General features: G+C 70.3%; 16 protein-coding genes and 1 pseudogene. 11 read left to right on the top strand and 6 right to left on the bottom strand.

Features of this window, described 5'->3' with window-relative positions; genetic code table 11:
• Positions 1-33 precede the first annotated feature (33 nt).
• The 6 genes and pseudogenes from ACZ7L9_RS07760 to ACZ7L9_RS07735 form a co-directional block, all read left to right on the top strand.
• On the top strand, positions 34-783 hold the full coding sequence (locus tag ACZ7L9_RS07760; protein ID WP_471413424.1) for a hypothetical protein: 750 nt from the start codon (positions 34-36) through the stop codon (positions 781-783).
• A 77-nt stretch (positions 784-860) separates the two neighbouring features.
• Positions 861-2,171, top strand: coding sequence for an ATP-binding protein (locus tag ACZ7L9_RS07755; protein WP_471413422.1), 1,311 nt, complete (start codon positions 861-863; stop codon positions 2,169-2,171).
• Between the two features lie 166 nt (positions 2,172-2,337).
• Complete coding sequence (locus ACZ7L9_RS07750) at positions 2,338-3,717, top strand: FtsW/RodA/SpoVE family cell cycle protein (protein ID WP_471413420.1); 1,380 nt, start codon at positions 2,338-2,340, stop codon at positions 3,715-3,717.
• Between the two features lie 148 nt (positions 3,718-3,865).
• A complete protein-coding gene (locus tag ACZ7L9_RS07745) occupies positions 3,866-5,323 on the top strand; it encodes a peptidoglycan D,D-transpeptidase FtsI family protein (protein ID WP_471413419.1) in 1,458 nt (485 codons plus the stop codon).
• Between the two features lie 4 nt (positions 5,324-5,327).
• Positions 5,328-6,413, top strand: a complete 1,086-nt coding sequence (locus tag ACZ7L9_RS07740; protein ID WP_471413418.1) for an amidase family protein — start codon at positions 5,328-5,330, stop codon at positions 6,411-6,413.
• A pseudogene (locus tag ACZ7L9_RS07735) lies at positions 6,412-6,507 on the top strand (DUF3291 domain-containing protein); the annotation flags it as partial. The gene ACZ7L9_RS07740 and the pseudogene ACZ7L9_RS07735, both read left to right, overlap by 2 nt.
• Before the next feature lie 9 nt (positions 6,508-6,516).
• On the opposite strand, the gene ACZ7L9_RS07730 reads toward ACZ7L9_RS07735, so the two are convergent.
• Positions 6,517-7,389: a hypothetical protein gene (locus ACZ7L9_RS07730; protein ID WP_471413416.1), complete on the bottom strand. Its 873-nt coding sequence runs from the start codon at positions 7,387-7,389 to the stop codon at positions 6,517-6,519.
• 281 nt (positions 7,390-7,670) lie between these two features.
• On the opposite strand from ACZ7L9_RS07730, the gene ACZ7L9_RS07725 reads away from it, so the two are divergent.
• The gene (locus tag ACZ7L9_RS07725; protein ID WP_471413415.1) at positions 7,671-8,555 is read left to right on the top strand and encodes an alpha/beta hydrolase; all 885 of its coding nucleotides are present in this window, start codon (positions 7,671-7,673) and stop codon (positions 8,553-8,555) included.
• Between the two features lie 34 nt (positions 8,556-8,589).
• Here the strand turns inward: ACZ7L9_RS07725 and ACZ7L9_RS07720 are convergent, their stop codons facing one another.
• Positions 8,590-9,708 (bottom strand): ferritin-like domain-containing protein, encoded by a 1,119-nt coding sequence (locus ACZ7L9_RS07720; RefSeq protein ID WP_471413414.1) that lies wholly within the window; start codon positions 9,706-9,708, stop codon positions 8,590-8,592.
• A 180-nt stretch (positions 9,709-9,888) separates the two neighbouring features.
• Here ACZ7L9_RS07720 and ACZ7L9_RS07715 point away from each other — a divergent pair, with 180 nt between their 5' ends.
• The 4 genes from ACZ7L9_RS07715 (at position 9,889) to ACZ7L9_RS07700 (ending at position 14,686) form a co-directional block, all read left to right on the top strand.
• Entirely contained in the window at positions 9,889-10,824 is a 936-nt protein-coding gene (locus ACZ7L9_RS07715) for an AurF N-oxygenase family protein (RefSeq protein WP_471413412.1), read from the top strand.
• A 65-nt stretch (positions 10,825-10,889) separates the two neighbouring features.
• Positions 10,890-11,645 carry a TetR/AcrR family transcriptional regulator gene (locus tag ACZ7L9_RS07710; RefSeq protein ID WP_471413411.1) on the top strand — a complete coding sequence of 252 codons (756 nt, stop codon included), beginning with the start codon at positions 10,890-10,892 and terminating at the stop codon, positions 11,643-11,645.
• A gap of 17 nt (positions 11,646-11,662) precedes the next feature.
• Positions 11,663-11,929: a hypothetical protein gene (locus ACZ7L9_RS07705; RefSeq protein ID WP_471413410.1), complete on the top strand. Its 267-nt coding sequence runs from the start codon at positions 11,663-11,665 to the stop codon at positions 11,927-11,929.
• Between the two features lie 81 nt (positions 11,930-12,010).
• Positions 12,011-14,686, top strand: coding sequence for an outer membrane protein assembly factor BamB family protein (locus ACZ7L9_RS07700; protein ID WP_471413409.1), 2,676 nt, complete (start codon positions 12,011-12,013; stop codon positions 14,684-14,686).
• 181 nt (positions 14,687-14,867) lie between these two features.
• Here ACZ7L9_RS07700 and kdpC read toward each other — a convergent pair whose 3' ends face one another.
• From kdpC to kdpF, 4 genes are read right to left on the bottom strand one after another with little or no spacing between them, the layout of a single operon-like run.
• Complete coding sequence (gene kdpC / locus ACZ7L9_RS07695; RefSeq protein ID WP_471413407.1) at positions 14,868-15,497, bottom strand: potassium-transporting ATPase subunit KdpC; 630 nt, start codon at positions 15,495-15,497, stop codon at positions 14,868-14,870.
• Between the two features lie 35 nt (positions 15,498-15,532).
• Positions 15,533-17,662 carry a potassium-transporting ATPase subunit KdpB gene (kdpB, locus tag ACZ7L9_RS07690; RefSeq protein WP_471413405.1) on the bottom strand — a complete coding sequence of 710 codons (2,130 nt, stop codon included), beginning with the start codon at positions 17,660-17,662 and terminating at the stop codon, positions 15,533-15,535.
• Entirely contained in the window at positions 17,662-19,326 is a 1,665-nt protein-coding gene (gene kdpA, locus ACZ7L9_RS07685; protein WP_471413403.1) for a potassium-transporting ATPase subunit KdpA, read from the bottom strand. Before kdpA ends, kdpB begins: the two co-directional genes overlap by 1 nt.
• 13 nt (positions 19,327-19,339) lie before the next feature.
• Positions 19,340-19,564 (bottom strand): K(+)-transporting ATPase subunit F, encoded by a 225-nt coding sequence (gene kdpF / locus ACZ7L9_RS07680; protein WP_471413402.1) that lies wholly within the window; start codon positions 19,562-19,564, stop codon positions 19,340-19,342.
• Positions 19,565-19,571: the final 7 nt, after the last annotated feature.

Raw genomic sequence — 19,571 nt, 5'->3', positions numbered from 1 at the left:
TATGAGGTACGGACCATGGGAAGGGAGGCTGTTATGCGTCCGCAGCGCCGGATGCGGGGCCGCACGGTGGCGGCCCTCGGGGTCGTCGTCGGCACAGTGCTGCTGGCCGGCTGTGGCGTCGGCGGCGGACTGCGGAGCACCGGACCTGCCCCGGACGCCGTCGGGCCCGCCCGGCTCTGGCCCGAGCTGCCGCCCGCCTCCGCCGCTCCGTACGACTACGGCGAGGGCGAGACCGCGCGCATCCCCGGAATCGAGGTGCCGCACGGCGATGTGCACCGCCTGGACCCGGTCGCGGTGGTGCAGGCGGGCCTGAAGGCCCGGCCCAACCGGGCCAGCGGCGCCGCCGAGCTCCCCGCCGACACCGTCCACCGCATCGACGCGTGCCGCACCGAGCCGGCCTCCTGTCCCGTACTGCGGCCCTACTTCCGTGACCTGACGGGCGACGGCAAGGACGAGATGGTGCTCGGCATCCGGCTGGCCGACCACCAGCTCTCCGTACGGGTCTACATGCCGGAGGCGGGCGGCCTGACCCGGATCCTGTCGACCGCGGACGCCGTGATCAGCGTCGAGCTGGCCGGGCGGGACCTGATCATGCGGGTGCCGTCGGTCATCACCGGATACGAGTACCGCACCGCCTGGTCGTGGGACGACCGGCAGCGCGCGATGCTGCCCACCCGGGACGAGATCCTGCGGATCCCTCCGACCCGGGCCGCGCAGCCGCGCCCCACCGCCACCCGGTCGGCCGCCACCGGGTCCGTCGGCGTGTCCGCGGAGCGCCGATGAGACGGCACCGGACCGGTCGGCAGGCAGCGGAACGGAGCGGGCCCGGACAGCAGGGCGGAAAGCGGCGCAGACCGCCGATGCCTTCCTGGACCGCGACGCTCACCTGGAAGTCGGCCGTCTTCATCACCGCGATGTGCTGCACCCTCGCCGCGCTGCTGAGCGTGCTGGTCCACACCGAGGTGACCCGTGCGACCGTCGACCAGGCCCGCGCGGAGGCACTGTCGCGACTGGCGGACGTCAGCGCCGCGTACCAGACGGGCGAGGAGCTCCCGCCGGGTTCCGGCATCGACCCGCCGGGGCTGCCCGCCTCCCTGCGCGCGCTGGCCGCGCACGGCCGGCGCGGCACGCTCGTCGCCGATCACAACGGGCGTCCCGCCATGTGGGCGGCGGCTCCGGCCGACGGCCACGCACTGGCCACGCAGGTGGACTACAGCCAGAGCGCCCGCACGATCAACGCCCTCGACGGAGCAATCATCGGTTCTTCCCTGCTGGCCACCGGCGCCACCCTCCTCGTCGGCGCGTTCGCCGTCACCCGGGTCACCCGGCGGCTGCACCAGACGGCCCGGGTGGCGCGCCGGATCAGTGCCGGCGACCTCGACGCCCGCGTCGACGACCCGCGTACGGCGGACCCTTCGCGCCCGCAGGACGAGGTGGCGATCGTCGCCGGAGCGCTGGACACGATGGCGGCCACGCTCCAGCGCAAGCTGCTGACCGAGCAGCGGTTCACCGCCGATGTGGCGCACGAGCTCCGCACCCCGCTGACCGGGCTGTCGGCCGCCGCCGAACTGCTGCCGCCGGGACGCCCGTCCGAGCTGGTGCGGGACCGGGTCCGGACGATGCGGGCGTTGACGGAGGACCTGCTGGAGATCTCCCGGCTGGATGCCCGTACCGAACAGGTCGATCTCGATGTGCACGAACTGGCGCCGCTCGTCGAACGCGTGGTGCGCGCGTCCGGAACGGACACCGAGATCCGTTTCGGAGGCACCGGCCCGGGGCGAGCACGGGCGCCGGTGCGCGTAGAGACCGACAAGCGGCGCCTGGAGCGGGTGCTGGGCAATCTGATCACCAACGCGCACAGGCACGGCCGCCCCCCGGTGGTACTGACGGTCGACGGGCCGACGGTGACGGTACGCGATCACGGACCGGGCTTTCCGGACTATCTGCTGAAGGACGGCCCGCAGCGGTTCCGTACCGAGGGCGGCGGCAAGGGACACGGTCTCGGGCTGACCATCGCCGTCGGGCAGGCCGCGGCCATCGGCGCCGACCTCGTCTTCCGCAACGCTCCGGACGGCGGCGCGGTGGCCCGGCTGACGCTCCCCGCGTACGCACGACCGGACGACGAGGCGGCGGAGCGCCGGGACGATCCGGGGTCCGGGCGGCAGCACTGAAGTGACGGTGCGTCAACGTCACGTAGCCGCCGACGCCCACCGCCGGACAGACCTCACGAACACATCGGCCGAGCACGTCGGCATCAGTTGCCGGCCCGTCATCCCGACGGACATACCCGCTATGACATAAGGGAAATAGACACCACCTCTTGCTACGTTGCGTGGCATGACCGCAACGACGGCGGACGCACCCCCGCCCGATCTACGTCTGCCCAAGCGGCGCGGAGTCGAGCTCCTGCTCCTCATCGGGGCCGTCCTCATCCCCGTCTACGGCTACGCCGCCGTCGGTCTGGCCCGGAACGGCGCGGTACCGCCCGATGTGGCCGGTTACGGCGCGGGCCTGGGGCTGCTCGCCCTCGTCGCCCATCTCGCGGTCCGGTTACGTGCCCCGTACGCCGATCCGCTGCTGCTGCCCATCGCCGTACTCCTCAACGGTCTCGGCCTGGTGCTGATCTACCGGCTCGACCTGGAGACCCCCAAGGACCAGGCGGCCCCCACCCAGCTGATCTGGTCCACGCTCGGCGTGGCGCTCTTCATCGCGGTGGTCGTCTTCCTGCGCGACCACCGGCTGCTCCAGCGGTACGCCTATCTCTCGGTAGCCACCGCCCTGGTCCTGATGATCGTGCCGATCTTCTTCCCGGCGGTGAACGGCGCCAAGATCTGGATCCGGGTCGGCGGATTCTCCTTCCAGCCCGGTGAGTTCGCCAAGATCCTGCTCGCGGTGTTCTTCGCCGCGTATCTCGCCGCGAACCGCAACGCCCTCGCCTACACCGGCCGCACCATCTGGAAGCTCCAGCTCCCCACCGGCCGGGTGCTCGGCCCGATCGTGGCGATCTGGCTGCTCAGCGTCGGCGTACTGGTCCTGGAACGCGATCTGGGCACGTCCCTGCTCTTCTTCGGCCTCTTCGTGATCATGCTGTATGTGGCGACCGGCCGAACCGGCTGGATCGCGGTGGGTCTGCTGCTCGCCGCCGTCGGCGCGTTCGTCGTCGGCTCCTTCGAACCGCATGTGCACAGCCGGGTCCAGGACTGGCTCGATCCGTTCGCCTCCATCAAAGCCGGTCAGGGCCCCAGCCAGCTGGCCCAGTCGCTGTTCGCGTTCGCCGCGGGGGGGATGCTCGGCACCGGGCTGGGGCTCGGCCACTCCATCCTCATCGGTTTCGCCGCCAAGTCCGACTTCATTCTGGCGACGGCGGGCGAGGAGCTCGGCCTGACGGGGCTGACCGCGATCTTCCTGCTGTACACACTGCTCGTCGCCCGCGGCTACCGCGCTGGGCTCGCCCTGCGCGACCCCTTCGGACGGCTGCTTTCGATCGGTCTCGCCTCGATCCTGGCACTCCAGGTGTTCGTGATCGCGGGCGGGGTGATGGGGCTGATCCCGCTGACGGGCATGGCGATGCCGTTCCTCGCCCAGGGCGGTTCGTCCGTCGTCACCAACTGGATCATCGTGGCGCTGCTGATCCGGGTGAGCGACCAGGCCCGCAGACCGCACTCCGGCCAGGTGGAGACCGGAGTCATCGCGCCGATGACGGAGGACGAACTGTGAGCCCGTGCGCGCCGCCCTCGATCCGGTACGCGCGAGCCGTGGCCCCGTTCGCACAAGCCTCGATCCGGTACGCGCGAGCCGTGGCCCCGCGCCGGCCCGCCGTGCCCCCGTACCCGTCGTGCCCGTCACGAGCCCCGGAGGTCAGGCCGTGATCCGCTACATCCGCCGGGCCGCCGCGCTGCTGCTTCTGCTGCTCGTGGCGCTGCTGCTGAACGCAGCCCGGGTCCAGGTCTTCGAAGCCGACAGCCTGGACAACAACCCCGCCAACCGCCGCCTCACGATCACCCGCTACCACCAGCCGCGCGGCAACATCCTGATCGGCGGCATGTCCGTCACCGGCTCCCGGAACACCGGCGAGCAGCTCAAGTACGAGCGCACGTACAAGAACGGCCCGCTGTACGCGCCGGTGACCGGCTACGCCTCGCAGACGTACGGCACGACCCTGATCGAACACGCCGAGGACGGCATCCTGTCCGGCACCGACTCGATGCTCGCCCCGTTCCCGCTGTGGAACGAGATCACCCGCAGCCAGCAGCCCGGCGGCAATGTCGTCACGACGATCAAGGACTCGATGCAGCGCGCCGCCTACGACGGGCTGGGCGGGCGGCGGGGCGCGGTCGCCGCCGTCGAACCGTCGACCGGCAGGATCCTGGCGCTGGTCTCCACCCCCTCGTACGATCCCGGGCGGCTCTCCGGAACCGGTTCGTCCGTCACCGACGCCTGGCTGCAGCTGAACGCGGCGAAGAGCCGGCCGATGCTCAACCGGGCGATCCGGCAGACGTATCCGCCGGGCTCCACCTTCAAGATCGTGACGGCGGCGGCGGCGCTCGACGCGGGCGTCGTCACCGATCCCGACGCCGAGACCGACACCCCGTCCCCCTATGTGCTGCCGGGTACGACGACCACGCTCCCCAATGAGGCGGAGGGCTGCGAGAACGCCCCGCTCGCCGAGGCGATCCGGGTCTCCTGCAACACCGTGATGGCGGAACTCGGGGTGCGCGTCGGGCTGAAGGGCATGGTGGACGCCGTGCGGAAGTTCGGCTTCAACGACACCGGGCTGCAGATCCCGTCGGGGGTGGCGAAGAGCAACTTCGACACGAAGATGAGCGACGACCAGCTGGCGCTCTCGTCGATCGGGCAGTTCGACACGTCGGCGACACCACTCCAGATGGCGATGGTCGCCTCTGCCGTGGCGAACGGCGGCGACCTCAAGTACCCGTATCTGGTGGACCGTACGACCACGAAAAGCGGTTCGATCGTCCACCGGAACGGCTCGCGCACCTACCACCGGGCCATGAACCCGCGGACGGCCATGCAGCTGCGGCGGATGATGGTGGACGTCGTGGAGCGCGGCACCGGATCCAACGCCGCGATCGACGGAGTGACGGTCGGCGGCAAGACCGGCACCGCACAGCACGGCATCGACAACTCGGGCAGGCCCTACGCCTGGTTCATCTCCTGGGCGCAAGCGCCGAACGCGGGGCAGCCGGCCGTCGCGGTCGCCGTGGTCGTCGAGGACGCCGCCGCGAACCGGGCCGACATCAGCGGCGGCGGCAGCGCGGCCCCGATCGCCCGTTCCGTCATGGAGGCGGCCCTGCGAGACTGATCGGGTGGCGGATACGGGTGCGGCGGGCCGGGCGCTGGAGCGGATCGGGCGGGAGGATCCGCGCCTGTGCGCGTTCATCGAGGTGTGGCCCGAAAGGGCGCTCGCCGACACGGAACGGTCCCGTCAACTCCCCTTGGGTGGAATGCCGTTCGCCGTCAAGGGGAAGAGCGGTATCCGTTCGTACGCGGCCCGGCGGCTGATCGCGGCCGGTGGCGTCCCGGTCGGCGCGACCTCCGTGCCGGGCCCCGGTACCCCCTGGCGGACCTGGGGGCTGGGCGCCCACGGCCGTACGGTCAACCCGTGGCGCCCCGACCGCACGCCGGGCGGTTCCTCGGCCGGCTCGGCGGCGGCGGTCGCGGCGGATCTGGTGGAACTGGCGACCGGCAGCGACGGGGCGGGGTCCGTGCGGATTCCGGCGGCGTGGTGCGGGGTGTTCGGCCTGAAGACGACGAACGGCCTGCTGCCCTCCCCCGACCGGTCCGGCCTCGCGTCGGCCGGGGTGCTGGCCCGTTCGGCGGCTCATGCCGAGACCTATCTGCACTGTGTCCTGGACCATCACGAACGGACGACGGTGGACGCCCCGGCGACGGCGGACCTTCCGGTCCCCGCCGTGTTCACTCCCGGTCTGGGGTACGCGGAGATCGACCCGGAAGTCGATTCGGTCGTCCGGCACGCGGTGCGGCGGCTCGTCGCCGCCGGGGTGGTGCAACTCGTGGACCGCAGGTGCGAGCTGCTCGACCCGCGAGAGGCGTGGCAGGCGGTCCGGAGCGGGGAGCCGTCCCCTGCCGCCGCGGAGATCCGGCGCGAGAACGACCTCCGGCTCGACGCCCTGTTCGCCCGTACTCCGCTGCTGCTCACCCCGACCACCCCCAACCGTCCGCACGGCCACGACGGTCCGGGCGAGCTCTACTCGACCGCCCTGACCTGGGCGTTCAACCTCAGCGGCCATCCCGCCGCGAGTGTGCCCGCCGGATTCACCGCGGACGGCTGCCCGGTCGGGCTCCAGTTGGTGGCGGACCGCGGGGCGGACGCCTCGTTGCTCGGAATGGCCCGTGCGGTGGAGAACGCACTGACTACCGTGCGGCCATGAGGAGCGCCTGCGCAACCTGCGCGAACACGGCCCGACGGAGCGGGCGTTCACCCTGCGCACGACATTCCCGGCGCCCGCCCCGGCCCCGGACTGAACGGAGTGATCAGCCGATCGGCTTGCGCGACTCGGACCTGACCTTCGCGGTGTCCGCCGCCAGTTGCTTCAGGTCGATGGACTGCGGGTCCTTCACCGCGGTCCTGGGCGTGACCACGGCGACCATGGCGCCCGTGTTCCCGTCGCCCCAGGCACACATGGGGAGGCTGCTCGACACGCCGCTGGTCTTCTGCCGCACGACCTGGCACTCGACCGTGATGTCGTATCCGTCGGGCGTGAACTCCTTGGCGGGTACGGCAACAGTCGCACCGTCCGCCTCCGCGGCCCCCGAAAGGATCTTGCGCCGCGCGAACTCGGGGTTCCGCAGCTGCCCCCACATACCGGACAGAACCAGCACACCGCCCTCGGACGAGGAGTACTGCGCGACAGCCGCCTTCGGATTCCGGATGCTGGGGTCGTACGTGTCCTCGATCTCCTTGCCCTGGGTCTGCGACAAGTCCTCGGCCAGAGTGAACTCACCGTCCAGCAGCTTCTTCTCCACGGTGAGCCTGTACTCCGCCGGCGGGAAGCTGCCCGCGACCGCATTGCCGGCATCCACCAGCTTGAAGGCGGCGTAGCCGAGCCCGCCCATCGCCGCGAGTACGGCAACCGTGATCCCGATGACGAGTCCGGTCCGCTTCTTCTTCGGCGGCTGCGCGCCGGGCAGGCCGGGAGCCCCGGGCTGCCCCCACGGCCCCTGCGGCGGAAGTTGCAGCTGCGGATGGCCGTACGGGGTCTGCTCGGCGTACGGGTTGTACTGGGGCTGGGGCTGGGGCTGCGGAGGCCCGTACGGGCCCTGCGGCGGCTGCGGCGGTCCGTACGGGTTTTGCGGCGGCTGCGGCGGTCCGTACGGGCCCTGCGGCGGCTGCGGTGGCATGGTCATGGCGCCACGCTACGTCACGCGTGCGAACGCGATTTCGACCCGGCCCGACAGCGTCGCCGCGACCGCGACAGCCACCGCGCCTCCTTCCGGGTGTGCGCGGGTGACGACCGCCTGCAGAGCTGCCTGCTCGGCGGCGCGACCGACGTCCTCGCGGAGGCGTCATACACGCCATCCTTCCGGGGGCGGCGGATGGCGTACATCCATCATGGCCCACGGAAGCGTCCCGTTCCCTCATGCTGTCGAACGATCTCGAGCCGGATTTCGCGTCCTACCGTGGCCCCATGACCGTTCTTCACGTACGCGACCACGGCGGCCACGGCGACGGCCGGCCGGCTCTTCTCCTGCTCCACGCGGCCTCGCGCTCCCTCGCCGACTGGGACGCCGTCGCTCCGCACCTCCTCGCCTCCGGCCACCGCGTGCTCGCCGTCGACCTGCCCGGCCACGGCCTCAGCGCCGCGTCGTCGTGGTCGTTCGACGCGGTGCTGAGCGACCTGGACGAGACCCTCGCCACCCTGGGGATCACGGGCCCGGTGATCCCCGTCGGGCACTCGCTGGGCGGGATGGTCGCCGCGCTGTACGCGGCCGAGCGGCCGGACCGGGTGCCGGGGGCGGTGAATCTGGACGGATTCTGGTGGGGCACGCCCGCGCAGTACCCGGGGCTGGACCCGGACGAGGTGGCGAGGCGGCTGGCCGACATCGGTGACATGGCCCAGGCGTCGGCGGGGCAGCGGATGCCTGCGGAGTACGTCGAGCAGCAGGCCGCGTACAGCATGGGGCTGGGCATCCCCTACGAGCGGGCCGAGGCGTCGTTCCGCGCGAGTGTGCGGGAACTCGACGACGGCGGGTGGCAGTTGCTGCCGGAGCGGGAGTGCGCCCTGGAGATGCTGGATGCTCTGGACGCCCTCGATCTGTTCGCACTGTTCCGCCGTGTCCCCTGCCCGCTGCTGCTGGTCCGGGCCCTGCACCGGGTGCCGCCGACGCCCGGCCTGGAGTGGCTGGACGAGCTGATGGAGGCATACGGGCGGGGCCTGGCCCGGGATCTGTCGGAGCTGGCGGCGGAACGGGCGGGCGTCACGGCCGAGGGCATCGGAGCGACGCACGCGATGCTGCTGGAGGTGCCGGAGCAGGTGGCCGCGCTGGTGCGGGGGTTCGTCTCGCGGCTCTGAGACCCGGTCCCCCGCCGGCCGGACGCTCCCGCCCTCAGTCCCCCGACGGGCTCGACTCCCCCTGCGTCATCGCCTCCTCGACCTCGGCGACCCTGGCCTGTTCCTCAGCCGCGAAACGGTCCCGGTCCAGTTGCTCGGCCAGCTCTTCGTCCTGGGCCATCAGCAGGTCCAGGCTGGAGTCGCCGAGTTCGAGGACGCCCATGTCGACGTACGCCTTCTGGAGCCGTTCGCCCCACAGGCCGATGTCCTTGACGCACGGCACTATCCGGCTGAACAGCAGCTTGCGGAAGAGCTGCAGGAACGGTGACTGCTCGGAGAGTTCCTCGGCCTCGCGCTTGCCGATGCCGAAGTTCTCCAGCACCTCGACGCCCCTGAGCCGGTCGCGCATCAGATAGCAGCCCTCGATGACGAACTCCTCGCGTTCGCGCAGTTCGGCGTCGCTCAGCTGCTTGTAGTAGTCGCGCAGTGCCATCCGCCCGAAGGCGACGTGCCGCGCCTCGTCCTGCATGACGTACGCGAGGATCTGCTTGGGCAGCGGTTTGGTCGTCGTGTCGCGGATCATGCCGAACGCGGCCAGGGCGAGGCCCTCGATGAGGACCTGCATGCCGAGATACGGCATGTCCCAGCGGGAGTCGCGCAGGGTGTCGCCGAGCAGCCCCTGGAGGTTGTCGTTGACCGGATAGAGCATCCCGATCTTCTCGTGCAGGAACCGGCTGTAGACCTCCGCGTGCCGGGCCTCGTCCATGGTCTGCGTCGCGGAGTAGAACTTCGCGTCCAGGTCGGGCACGGACTCCACGATCCTGGCCGCGCAGACCATGGCGCCCTGCTCGCCGTGGAGGAACTGGCTGAACTGCCAGGCGGTGTAGTGCGTGCGCAGATCGCCCCGGTCCTTCTCGGTCATCTTCGCCCAGTGCGGCGTGCCGTACAGGGTGAGGACGTCGTCCGGGGTGCCGAGCGGGTCGGCGGGGTCGACCTCCAGGGACCAGTCGATGCGCTTGTTGCCGTCCCACTGCTTGTCCTTGCCCTTCTGGTAGAGGGCGAGCAGGCGTTCGCGGCCGTCGTCGTAGTCCCAGCTGAAGCGGGCCGCGCCGGAGGCGGGAACCTGCCAGAGCGGTGTGTCCGGGGCGGTGGTGTAGAGGTCGTGTGTCGACACGGACTGCTCCTTTTCGCCTTGCATGCTCCGACAAGTTCCATGGGGGTTACGTCAGTTGGCAGGTTCACACGTTGGTAGACGCGGGGTCAACAAGTCGCACGCAAGGGATTGACGGCATTGCTGACAGGGAGTCTCATAAGGACTGACCGCCGGTAACCCCTGGGTGAGGTGCTTCCAGCCATGACGACAGTGACCGAACGCGACGTGCAGTTGCTCCGCGACGCACTCGGCCCGCTCCGGGACCGCGAAGAGATCGCCGAGCGGCTGCTCGCCTCCTCGGCCAAGCACTCCTTCGACCCGGACAAGGAACTCGACTGGGACGCGGCGATCGAGGACGGCAAGTGGTTCTGGCCGCCCGAGCTCGTCTCGCTCTACGACACCCCGCTGTGGCGGCGGATGTCCGAGGAGCAGCGGATGGACCTGTCCAGGCACGAGGCGGCGTCGCTGGCCTCCTTGGGTATCTGGTTCGAGATCATCCTCATGCAACTGCTGATCCGCCACATCTACGACAAGCGGGTGACCAGCAACCACGTCCGCTACGCGCTCACCGAGATAGCCGACGAGTGCCGGCATTCGATGATGTTCGGCCGCATGATCAAGTGGGGCGGCTCGCCCGACTACCCCGTACCGCGCGTCTATCACAACCTCGCACGCGTGCTGAAGACCGTCTCCACCACACCCGGTTCGTTCGCCGCGACCCTGCTCGGCGAGGAGATCCTCGACTGGATGCAGCGGCTGACGTTCCCGGACGAGCGCGTCCAGACGCTGGTGCGCGGCGTGACCCGTATCCATGTCGTCGAGGAGGCGCGGCACGTCCGGTACGCCCGCGAGGAGCTGCGCCGCCAGATGGTGACCGCCCCGCGCTGGGAGCGGGAGCTCACCCGGGTGAGCTGCGGCGAGGCGGCCCGGGTCTTCTCCGTCTGCTTCGTGAACCCGCAGGTGTACGAGAACGTCGGCCTGGACCGCCGCGAGGCCGTCGCCCAGGTGAGGGCGAGCGGCCACCGGGCGGAGGTCATGCAGAGCGGCGCGAAGCGGCTGACGGACTTCTTCGAGGACATCGGGGTACTCAACGGGGTGGGGCGCAGGCTGTGGAAGAGCTCGGGCCTGCTCGCCTGAGAGCCCGACAGGCTCTGAGCCGACGCCCCGTCGCCCGGGTGCCCGCAGCGCTTACGCTTCATGGCATGACCACTGCCGCGCCGCAGACCCGTGCGTACCGAAGGCTCAGCGTCGAGGAGCGCCGCACCCAGCTCCTCGGTGCGGCCCTCACCCTGTTCGCGCACCGGGCCCCCGACGAGGTCTCGCTCGACGAGGTGGCGACGGTCGCCGGGGTCTCCCGCCCGCTCGTGTACCGCTACTTCCCGGGTGGGCGGCAGCAGTTGTACGAGGCGGCGCTGAGGTCCGCCGCCGAGAAGCTGATCCTGTGCTTCAGCGAGCCGCCCGCGGGCCCGCCGACCGAACGGGTGCTGCGCGTGCTCGACCGTTATCTCGCGTTCGTCGACGAGCACGACACCGGTTTCAGCGCACTGCTGCGCGGCGGGAGCGTCGTCGAGACCTCCCGTACGACGGCGATCGTCGACGAGGTACGGCGGGCGGCGGCCGAGCAGATCCTGCTGCACCTGGGCCGGGGCGACGCGGGTGCGGGGGACGGCGCCGGGCCCCGGCTGCGCATGATGGTGCGCACCTGGATCGCGGCCGTCGAAGCGGCGTCCCTGATGTGGCTGGACGAGGGGAAGCGGCCCGCCGCGGCCGATCTGCGCGATTGGCTCGTCGACCAGCTGATCGCACTGCTGGCCGCGACGGCGGCGACGGACCCGGATACGGCTTCGGCGGTGGCGGAGCTGCTGCCGCTGGAGACCGCGGCGGGGCCGGCCGGACGGCTGGCGGAGCGGCTGATCCCGGTCGTCGGCGGAGCTGCCCATCTGCTGCCCGAGGGCTGATCGGTCAGACTGGCGCGGTGAAAAGCGAGAACACCCCCTTCACCGGCGGCCCGCTGGACGGGCGGGTACTGCCCGTCCTCGTCGGCCCGACCGGCCATCCGCCCAAGTGGTACGAGGTCCCGGTGCCGGCCGCCGACGGCGGGCCCGCCACCGTGTACGCGTACCGCCGAGTCCCGGCCGGTCACTCCAAGCGGCTGGGAATTCCGCGCGGCTGGGTGTACGAGTACGCCCCGGAGGGCCGTGCGCGGCACAGCCCCAAGTGGCCCTGGTCCAAGCCGGACTGAGGGTACGGGGCCGGGTGCGGCCGAGGGGTCGGTCTAAGATCGACGCTCTGGTGCCGGGAACGGTCAGCAAGGGGGTGCGCCATGGAGGCGCTGCGTCAGGACGATCCACGCCGCATCGGTCCGTACACCGCACTGGCGCGGTTCCGCGAGACCGCGAGCGCCGTGCAGTACGTCGCACACGACGCGGCCGCCGACAAGGACGGGGGCGCCACCGGCGAGCCCGTGCTGCTCACCGTCGCCCGTCCCGAACTCGCCGCGCTGCCCGCCTTCCGGCGCCGTTTCCAGGCGGAGGCCCGCACGGCGGACCGGCTGGCCGGCGGCTGGGTCCAGCCGCACCTGGACGCCCCGGCGGATGGCGCGGAGGACGGCCTGCTGTGGACGGCCGGCCCCTACGTACCCGCGCTGAGCCTCTCCGAGGCGATCGAGGTCATGGGCCCGCTTCCCGAGCGTGCCGTACGGATACTGGGCGCGGGCATCGCCGAGACCCTCTCCCGCGTGCACGCCAGCGGAGCCGTACTCCAGGGCCTGGCACCCCGGACGGTGCTGCTGGCCGAGGACGGGCCGCGGCTCACCGCGTTCGGCCCGCTGGCCGCCGCTGCCGCCGCCGACGCCCGCCCCGGCGGGCAGTTGTCCGTGCGGCTCGCCTACCTCACCCCGGAACAGGTCGAGGGCGAGGAGCCCGGACCGGCCTCCGACCTCTTCGTGCTGGGCCTGCTGCTGGCGTACGCGGCAACCGGCACGACCCCGCTCGCCGACGGACCGGCCGCCGAGGGCGCCGAACGGATCGCCCGCACGGACCCCGAACTCGGCGCGGTCCCGGCGCAGTTGCGCGACCTGATCGCCCGCTGCCTGGCGAAGGACCCGGCCGACCGGCCGACCGCGGGAACGGTGGCGGCAGAGCTCGCCCTGGAAGGGGCGGCGGGCCTGGCGAAGGACGGCTGGCTGCCGGAGCGGCTGGTGGCCGAGGTGGCGGAACAGGCGGTGCGGGTACGGGAGTTGACCGAGGCGGGGCATCCGGTGGATGCGCCGGTGAGCGGTCCGACGGACGGGGTCGTCGGCGAGCCGGCCGCTGGACCCGTCCACGGCCCCGTCGACGGACCCGTGGACTCGGTCCCGGCCGATGAGCCGACCGACGCACCCGCCGTCGCGCCGTCGAGCGTATCGTCCGAGGCTCCGGTCGGCCCGGCCGCCCTGGAACCCGCGACCACCACCTCCCCGGCACCCGCCGGGGACACACGTACCACTCAGCTCGGGGACATCGGGCGTCACGTACCGACGACCGACCGGCCGACGACCCAGTTGTCCGTCCCCCGCGAACTCGCCGGCCCGCCTGCCGGTCCCTCCGCCGGGCTTCCTGCCGTGCTCCCGCCCGTCGCGCCGATGCCGCCCCGCCCGCTTCCGGTCCCGGTGACTCCCGCATCCTCCCCCGCCTCCGCCACGCTCGATCGGCGCGGCCTCTTCATCGGGCTCGCCGCCGGGGCCGCCGGGCTGGTGGTCGGCGGAGGCGGGGTGCTCGCGTTCGGGTCCCGGGACGGAGGCACGACCGACGACCCCAAGCCCGCACCGAGCCACAGCGGTGCCGCCGTCGCGGGGCTGCCGCCGCAGCCGCATTGGGTGTACCGTCACCCGGCGGCCGAACCGCCGCCGCTCACCGCCACCCTCTGGAACGACCGGCTGCTGGTCGTGACCAGCGAGCAGGGGGCGGTCGGCATCGATCTGCGTACCGGCCGCCGGGCCTGGCAGAACGCGGACGCCGCCATGGGGCGCGCCGCGCTGCCGGCTGGGAAGGACCTCTGTTTCGTCGCGGGTCCGACCGAGTTCCTGTGGCTGTCACCGAAGGACGGCAAGGTCGTGCACCGGGCGGGCTACGCGGACCAGTTCACCGGGTTGCCGGGCCTCACGGTGTCGCACATCGTCGGCACGTTCGGTCCGGTGGTCTGGTTCACCGGGTCCCACAAGGTCACGGTCAAGGCCCCGCCAGCGAAGAAGGGCAAGAAGCGCGGCAAGGACACCCAGGTCGTCAGGTCGTACCTCTTCGCGTACGACGTACTCCAGCGCAAGGAAGTGTGGCGGACCCCCGTACCCACCGGGCGTGGACCCGCCGCCCCCGTGTACCGGCTGATCGCGACCGGGCAGGACGACTTCGTCGTACGCCAGAGCACGGCCACGCTCACCCCTGACGACGTGAAGGCCGCCAAGGGGAAGGCCGTCTTCCGGGGCTTCGACCAGAAGACCGGGAAGCAACTGTGGAGCCGGTCGTTCGGCACGGTCGCACCGGACGCGGCGGCTCTGGGCGACGACCGGGACGTACTGTACGCGGCGGTGGGCGACGACCTCCAGGCGTTCGAACTCCACACGGGCAAGCCGAAGTGGACGCTGAACGGCACCACGGGGACCCCGTACGGAACTCCCGTGGCCACCGGCACGCTGCTGCACACGACCAACCGCAACCAGGAAGTCGGCGCGGTCGACCGAGAGACGGGCCGACTGCGCTGGCGACGCTCCACGGAGGCCGCCCCCGGCACCGCCGCCCCCGCGGTGACCCTCAGCACGACCGGCAGGACACTGCTGGCCGCGGACGCGTCCCAGGTCACCGCGTTCACGGCGGAGGACGGCCGCCGGCTGTGGAAGTTCCAGGACATCGGCGACCAGGACCCGAAGGGCCCCACGGTCACCGCCCCGTACCGGGTGCTGGCGTCCGGAACAACCGCCGTCATCCAGCGCGACCGGATCTTCTACGCGTTCCCGGTCGCTTAGAGGAGCTCACAAAATGGGCGCCCGGCTCGCGACGCCTGGCACGCACGCTCGCTGCGTTGCCGAAACGCCCTAGTAGCTCCGCTACAAGGGCCTCCCAGCGCCTTACGATCGCACGCACCAGACGCCGCGAGCTGATCGGACTCCCATTTTGTGAGCTCCTCTTAGGCCGACCGGCAGGTGGTCACACCAGCTTGGCCAGATCGTGGTTGAGTTCGACCACGTTGACGTGTTCCTGCCCCAGGAAGCCCAGAACACGTCCCTGGACGTGCTGGGCGACCAACGTCCTGACTTTGGCGGGCGCGATGTGGCGTGCCTTCGCGACACGGTCGACCTGTTCGTAGGCGTATGCAGGGGAGATCGCCGGGTCGAGGCCGGAGCCACTGGCGGTGACGGCGTCCGGGGGGACGGACGAGAACGGAACTCCGTCGAAGGCGGCAACGGCGGCAAGGCGGTCCTGGACGGTCTCGATCAGATCGGTGTTGTTCGGTCCAAGGTTGGAGGCGCCTGAGTTCACGGGGTCGTAGCCGCCCGTGGACGGGCGGGGCTGGAACCATGCGGGGTCGGGGCGCAGCGACTCCTGCGCGCCCTGGGGATTCTTCTTCTGCAGTGTGAAGTTCTGGCCGATCAGTGAGGAGGCCACTGGCTTGCCGTTCGTCGTCAGTAGGGAGCCGTCGGCCTGGTGGGAGAAACCGGCCTGGGCGATGGCGGTGACGAGCAGCGGATAGGCGATGCCAGTGAGCAGGGTGAACGCCAGCAGTATCCGCAAGGCGGTCAGATGGTGCCGGAGTACGGGGGGAAGGTGGGGGCGCACCGTGGGATCGCCTTCTTCTTTCGTCGGGACGTCTGTCAGCGCAGGCCGGGGATGAACTGGATGAGGAGGTCGAGCAGTTTGATGCCGACGAAGGGAAGTACCAGCCCGCCGAGCCCGTACATCCAGATGTTGCGACTGAGCAGTTTCGCGGCGGAGGACGGCCGGTAGCGCACACCGCGCAGCGCGAGCGGGATCAGCGCGATGATGATCAGCGCGTTGAAGACGATTGCGGAGGCGATCGCCGAGGTCGGGCTGTGCAGACGCATGATGTTGAGCTTGTCCAGACCCGGGTGGACCGCCGCGAACATCGCCGGGATGATCGCGAAGTACTTCGCGACGTCGTTGGCGATCGAGAAGGTCGTCAGCGCGCCGCGCGTCATCAGCAGTTGCTTGCCGATCTCGACGATCTCGATCAGCTTCGTCGGGTTGGAGTCCAGGTCCACCATGTTCCCGGCCTCCTTCGCGGCCGAGGTACCGGTGTTCATCGCCACGCCGACATCGGCCTGGGCGAGAGCGGGCGCGTCGTTCGTACCATCGCCGGTCATCGCGACCAGCTTGCCGCCCTCTTGTTCGCGCCGGATCAGGGCCATCTTGTCCTCGGGCGCGGCCTCGGCAAGGAAGTCGTCCACCCCTGCCTCCTGGGCGATGGCGCGCGCGGTCAGCGGGTTGTCGCCGGTGATCATGACGGTTTTGATGCCCATGCGGCGCAGTTCGTCGAAGCGTTCGCGCATGCCTTCCTTGACGACGTCCTTCAGGTGGATGACGCCGAGGACCCGGGCGCCGCGAGCTTCGCCATGCCGAGTCACTTCGCCGACGACCAGCGGGGTGCCGCCGCTCGCGGCGATTCCGTCGACGATGGCGCCGACCTCTGCCGTGGGGTGACCGCCGTTGTCACGGACCCAGCGCATCACTGCCGTCGCCGCTCCCTTGCGCAAAGACCGGTTGCCCTGAGGATCACTGATGTCGACACCGCTCATCCGGCTCTGAGCGGTGAAGGGCACGAACTGTGCCTGGGCCAGTTCACCCTCACCACGGCCGCGCAGCGCGTATTGCTCCTTGGCGAGGACGACGATCGAGCGGCCCTCGGGCGTTTCATCGGCGATCGACGACAGTTGGGCGGCATCCGCGAGTTCTTCGGTGATCACCCCGTCCACCGCCAGGAACTCGGCGGCCTGACGGTTGCCGAGGGTGATGGTGCCGGTCTTGTCGAGCAGCAGGGTGTTGACATCGCCGGCGGCCTCCACCGCGCGTCCGGACATCGCCAGTACGTTGCGCTGCACGAGCCGGTCCATGCCCGCGATGCCGATCGCCGACAGCAGCGCGCCGATCGTCGTGGGGATCAGGGCAACGACGAGGGCGACGAGCACGACGAGGGTCTGCTCGGCCCCTGCGAAGATGGCGAAGGGTTGCAGGGTCGCCACCGCGATCAGGAAAATGATCGTGAGGGATGCCAGCATGATGTTGAGCGCGATCTCGTTCGGTGTCTTCTGCCTCGCGGCCCCCTCCACGAGTGCGATCATCCGGTCGATGAAGGTTTCGCCCGGCTTCGAGGTGATCTTCACCACGATCCGGTCCGAGAGCACCTTGGTACCGCCCGTGACCGCCGACCGGTCACCGCCCGACTCACGGATCACCGGTGCCGACTCGCCCGTGATGGCCGACTCGTCGACGCTCGCGATGCCCTCGACCACATCGCCGTCGCCGGGGATGACCTGCCCGGCCTCCACGACGACGTGATCGTCCAGGCGGAGGTCGACGCCCGGAACCTCCTCCTCTGCTGCGTCCATCGCGCCGGGCCGCCAGCCGGTGAGACGGCGGGCCGTCGTCGTCGTCCTGGTGCGCCGCAGAGTCTCCGCCTGGGCTTTGCCGCGTCCTTCGGCCACGGCTTCGGCGAGATTGGCGAAGACGGACGTCAGCCAGAGCCATGCCGTGATCACCCAAGCGAAGACACCGGGTGTCCTGATGGCTGACAGCGTGGTCAGGACTGCTCCGACCTCCACCACGAACATGACGGGGTTGTGGACCATCGAGCGCGGATCCAGCTTGCGCAGGGCGTCGGGGAAGGACGTCAGAAGCTGCTTGGGATCGAGCAGTCCGCCCGAGACCCGGTGCTGCGGGCGCCCGCCGCCGGGCGGGGTGGGAGCGGAAGCGGCGGTCGTGGACATCAGTGCAGACCCTCCGCAAGGGGGCCGAGTGCGAGCGCGGGAAAGTACGTCAGACCGACGACGATGAGGATCACTCCGGTCAGCAGGCCGACGAACTGAGGCCGGTGAGTGGGCAGGGTGCCTGCGGTGACCGGAACGGGCTGCTGCCCGGCGAGCGAGCCTGCAAGCGCCAGGACGAACACCATCGGCAGAAACCGGCCGCCGAGCATGACCACACCAAGTGTGGTGTTGTACCAGACGGTGTTCACGCTCAGCCCTGCGAACGCCGAGCCGTTGTTGTTCGCAGCCGACGCGAAGGCGTACAGGACCTCGGAGAAGCCATGCGGTCCGGAATTGAGCATGGCGGCCCTCTCCCCCGGGAACGCCATGGCCAGGCCTGCACCGACCAGGGCGAGCGCGGGTGTGGTCAGGATGTAGAGCGAGGCAAGTTTCATCTCCCGGCCCCGGAGCTTCTTGCCCAGGTACTCGGGCGTACGGCCGACCATCAGTCCGGCGACGAAGACCGTGACGATCGCCAGGATCAGGATTCCGTAGAGCCCGGATCCGGTGCCGCCGGGCGCGATCTCCCCCAGCATCATGTTGAAGATCGCCATCCCGCCACCGCCCGGCGTGTACGAGTCGTGGGAGGAGTTGACCGCGCCGCACGACGTAAGGGTGGTGGATGCGGCGAACAGGGCGGAGGCCCAGATCCCGAACCGCGCCTCCTTGCCCTCCATCATTCCGCCGGCCGCGTGACCGGCGGTGCTGCTGACGCTGTGCAGCTCGTTGGCAGTAACGATGGCGACCGATGCGCCCCAGATCAATGCCATCACGGCGACGATGGCATAGCCCTGTCGGTTGTCGCCGACCATCGTCCCGAAGGTCCGCGGCAGCGAGAACGAGATGACCAGCATGAGGTAGATCTCGATCAGGTTGGTGAAGGCGTTTGGGTTCTCGAAGGGGTGTGCGGAGTTCGCGTTGTAGAAACCACCGCCGTTGGTGCCCAGTTCCTTGATGGCCTCCTGGGAGGCGACTGGGCCCCCGGTCAGGCGCTGATGCCCGCCCGCGATGGTGGTGATGTCGTGGATTCCGTGGAAATTCTGAACGGCACCGGCGGCCACCAGAACGATCGCGAAGACGAACGCCAGGGGCAGCAGAACGCGAAGCACGATCCGAGTCAGGTCGACCCAGAAATTTCCGACGCGGTCGGTCTTCTTCCTGGCGAAGCCCCGGATCAGTGCGGCAACGACTGCGATGCCCACAGCCGCCGAGACGAAATTCTGCACCGCGAGGCCCGCCATCTGGACCAGGTGCCCCATGGTCGATTCGCCGGAATACGACTGCCAGTTGGTATTGGTGACAAAGGATGCCGCGGTGTTGAACGACTGGTCCGTGGCGACCGGCTTCATTCCCAGAGACAGCAGGAGATGGTTCTGCAGGCGGAGGAATGCGTACAGGAACACTACCGACACCGCGGAGAAGGCCAGGATGCTGCGCAGGTAGACCGGCCACGTCTGGTCGGCGTCGCCGTTCACTCCGCCTGCCCGGTAGATCAGACGTTCCGCCCGCCCATGGTGATCGGTGGTCAGGACCCGGGCCATGTAGCCGCCCAACGGTCGAAATGAGAGCCCCAGCGCGACCGCCAGGGCAAGTACTTGGAGCCATCCCGCGAGAGTGTCGTTCATCCAGCCACTCCGCCTAGAACTTCTCAGGGAGGAGCAGGCAGACGACCAGGTAGATCACGAGGCATACGGCAACGATCAAACCCACGATGTTTTCCGCGCTCACAGACGTCCGGCCCCCTTTGCGACCAGACCAATGAGTGCGAAAACCACGACCGTGAGGCCGATGAACGATACGTCCGGCATACGCGAAGCACCTCGCAGAGGCATCAGAGGCGGGACTGCTCGCCGTGGCCCACATATGGCGC

The sequence above is a fragment of the Streptomyces sp. NPDC111516 genome, from assembly GCF_055635345.1.
The sequence above is the reverse complement of the archived record's forward strand: the minus strand, read 5'-3'. Positions and strand labels throughout refer to the sequence as shown.

What these genes read in the sequence shown, in the direction of transcription:
- ACZ7L9_RS07760 (WP_471413424.1), top strand. Translation starts at nt 34, where the DNA reads ATGCGTCCGCAGCGCCGGATGCGGGGCCGCACGGTGGCGGCCCTCGGG.
- ACZ7L9_RS07755 (WP_471413422.1), top strand. Translation starts at nt 861, where the DNA reads ATGCCTTCCTGGACCGCGACGCTCACCTGGAAGTCGGCCGTCTTCATC.
- ACZ7L9_RS07750 (WP_471413420.1), top strand. Translation starts at nt 2,338, where the DNA reads ATGACCGCAACGACGGCGGACGCACCCCCGCCCGATCTACGTCTGCCC.
- ACZ7L9_RS07730 (WP_471413416.1), bottom strand. Translation starts at nt 7,389, where the DNA reads ATGACCATGCCACCGCAGCCGCCGCAGGGCCCGTACGGACCGCCGCAG.
- ACZ7L9_RS07725 (WP_471413415.1), top strand. Translation starts at nt 7,671, where the DNA reads ATGACCGTTCTTCACGTACGCGACCACGGCGGCCACGGCGACGGCCGG.
- ACZ7L9_RS07715 (WP_471413412.1), top strand. Translation starts at nt 9,889, where the DNA reads ATGACGACAGTGACCGAACGCGACGTGCAGTTGCTCCGCGACGCACTC.
- ACZ7L9_RS07710 (WP_471413411.1), top strand. Translation starts at nt 10,890, where the DNA reads ATGACCACTGCCGCGCCGCAGACCCGTGCGTACCGAAGGCTCAGCGTC.
- ACZ7L9_RS07700 (WP_471413409.1), top strand. Translation starts at nt 12,011, where the DNA reads ATGGAGGCGCTGCGTCAGGACGATCCACGCCGCATCGGTCCGTACACC.
- kdpB (WP_471413405.1), bottom strand. Translation starts at nt 17,662, where the DNA reads ATGTCCACGACCGCCGCTTCCGCTCCCACCCCGCCCGGCGGCGGGCGC.
- kdpA (WP_471413403.1), bottom strand. Translation starts at nt 19,326, where the DNA reads ATGAACGACACTCTCGCGGGATGGCTCCAAGTACTTGCCCTGGCGGTC.
- kdpF (WP_471413402.1), bottom strand. Translation starts at nt 19,564, where the DNA reads ATGTGGGCCACGGCGAGCAGTCCCGCCTCTGATGCCTCTGCGAGGTGC.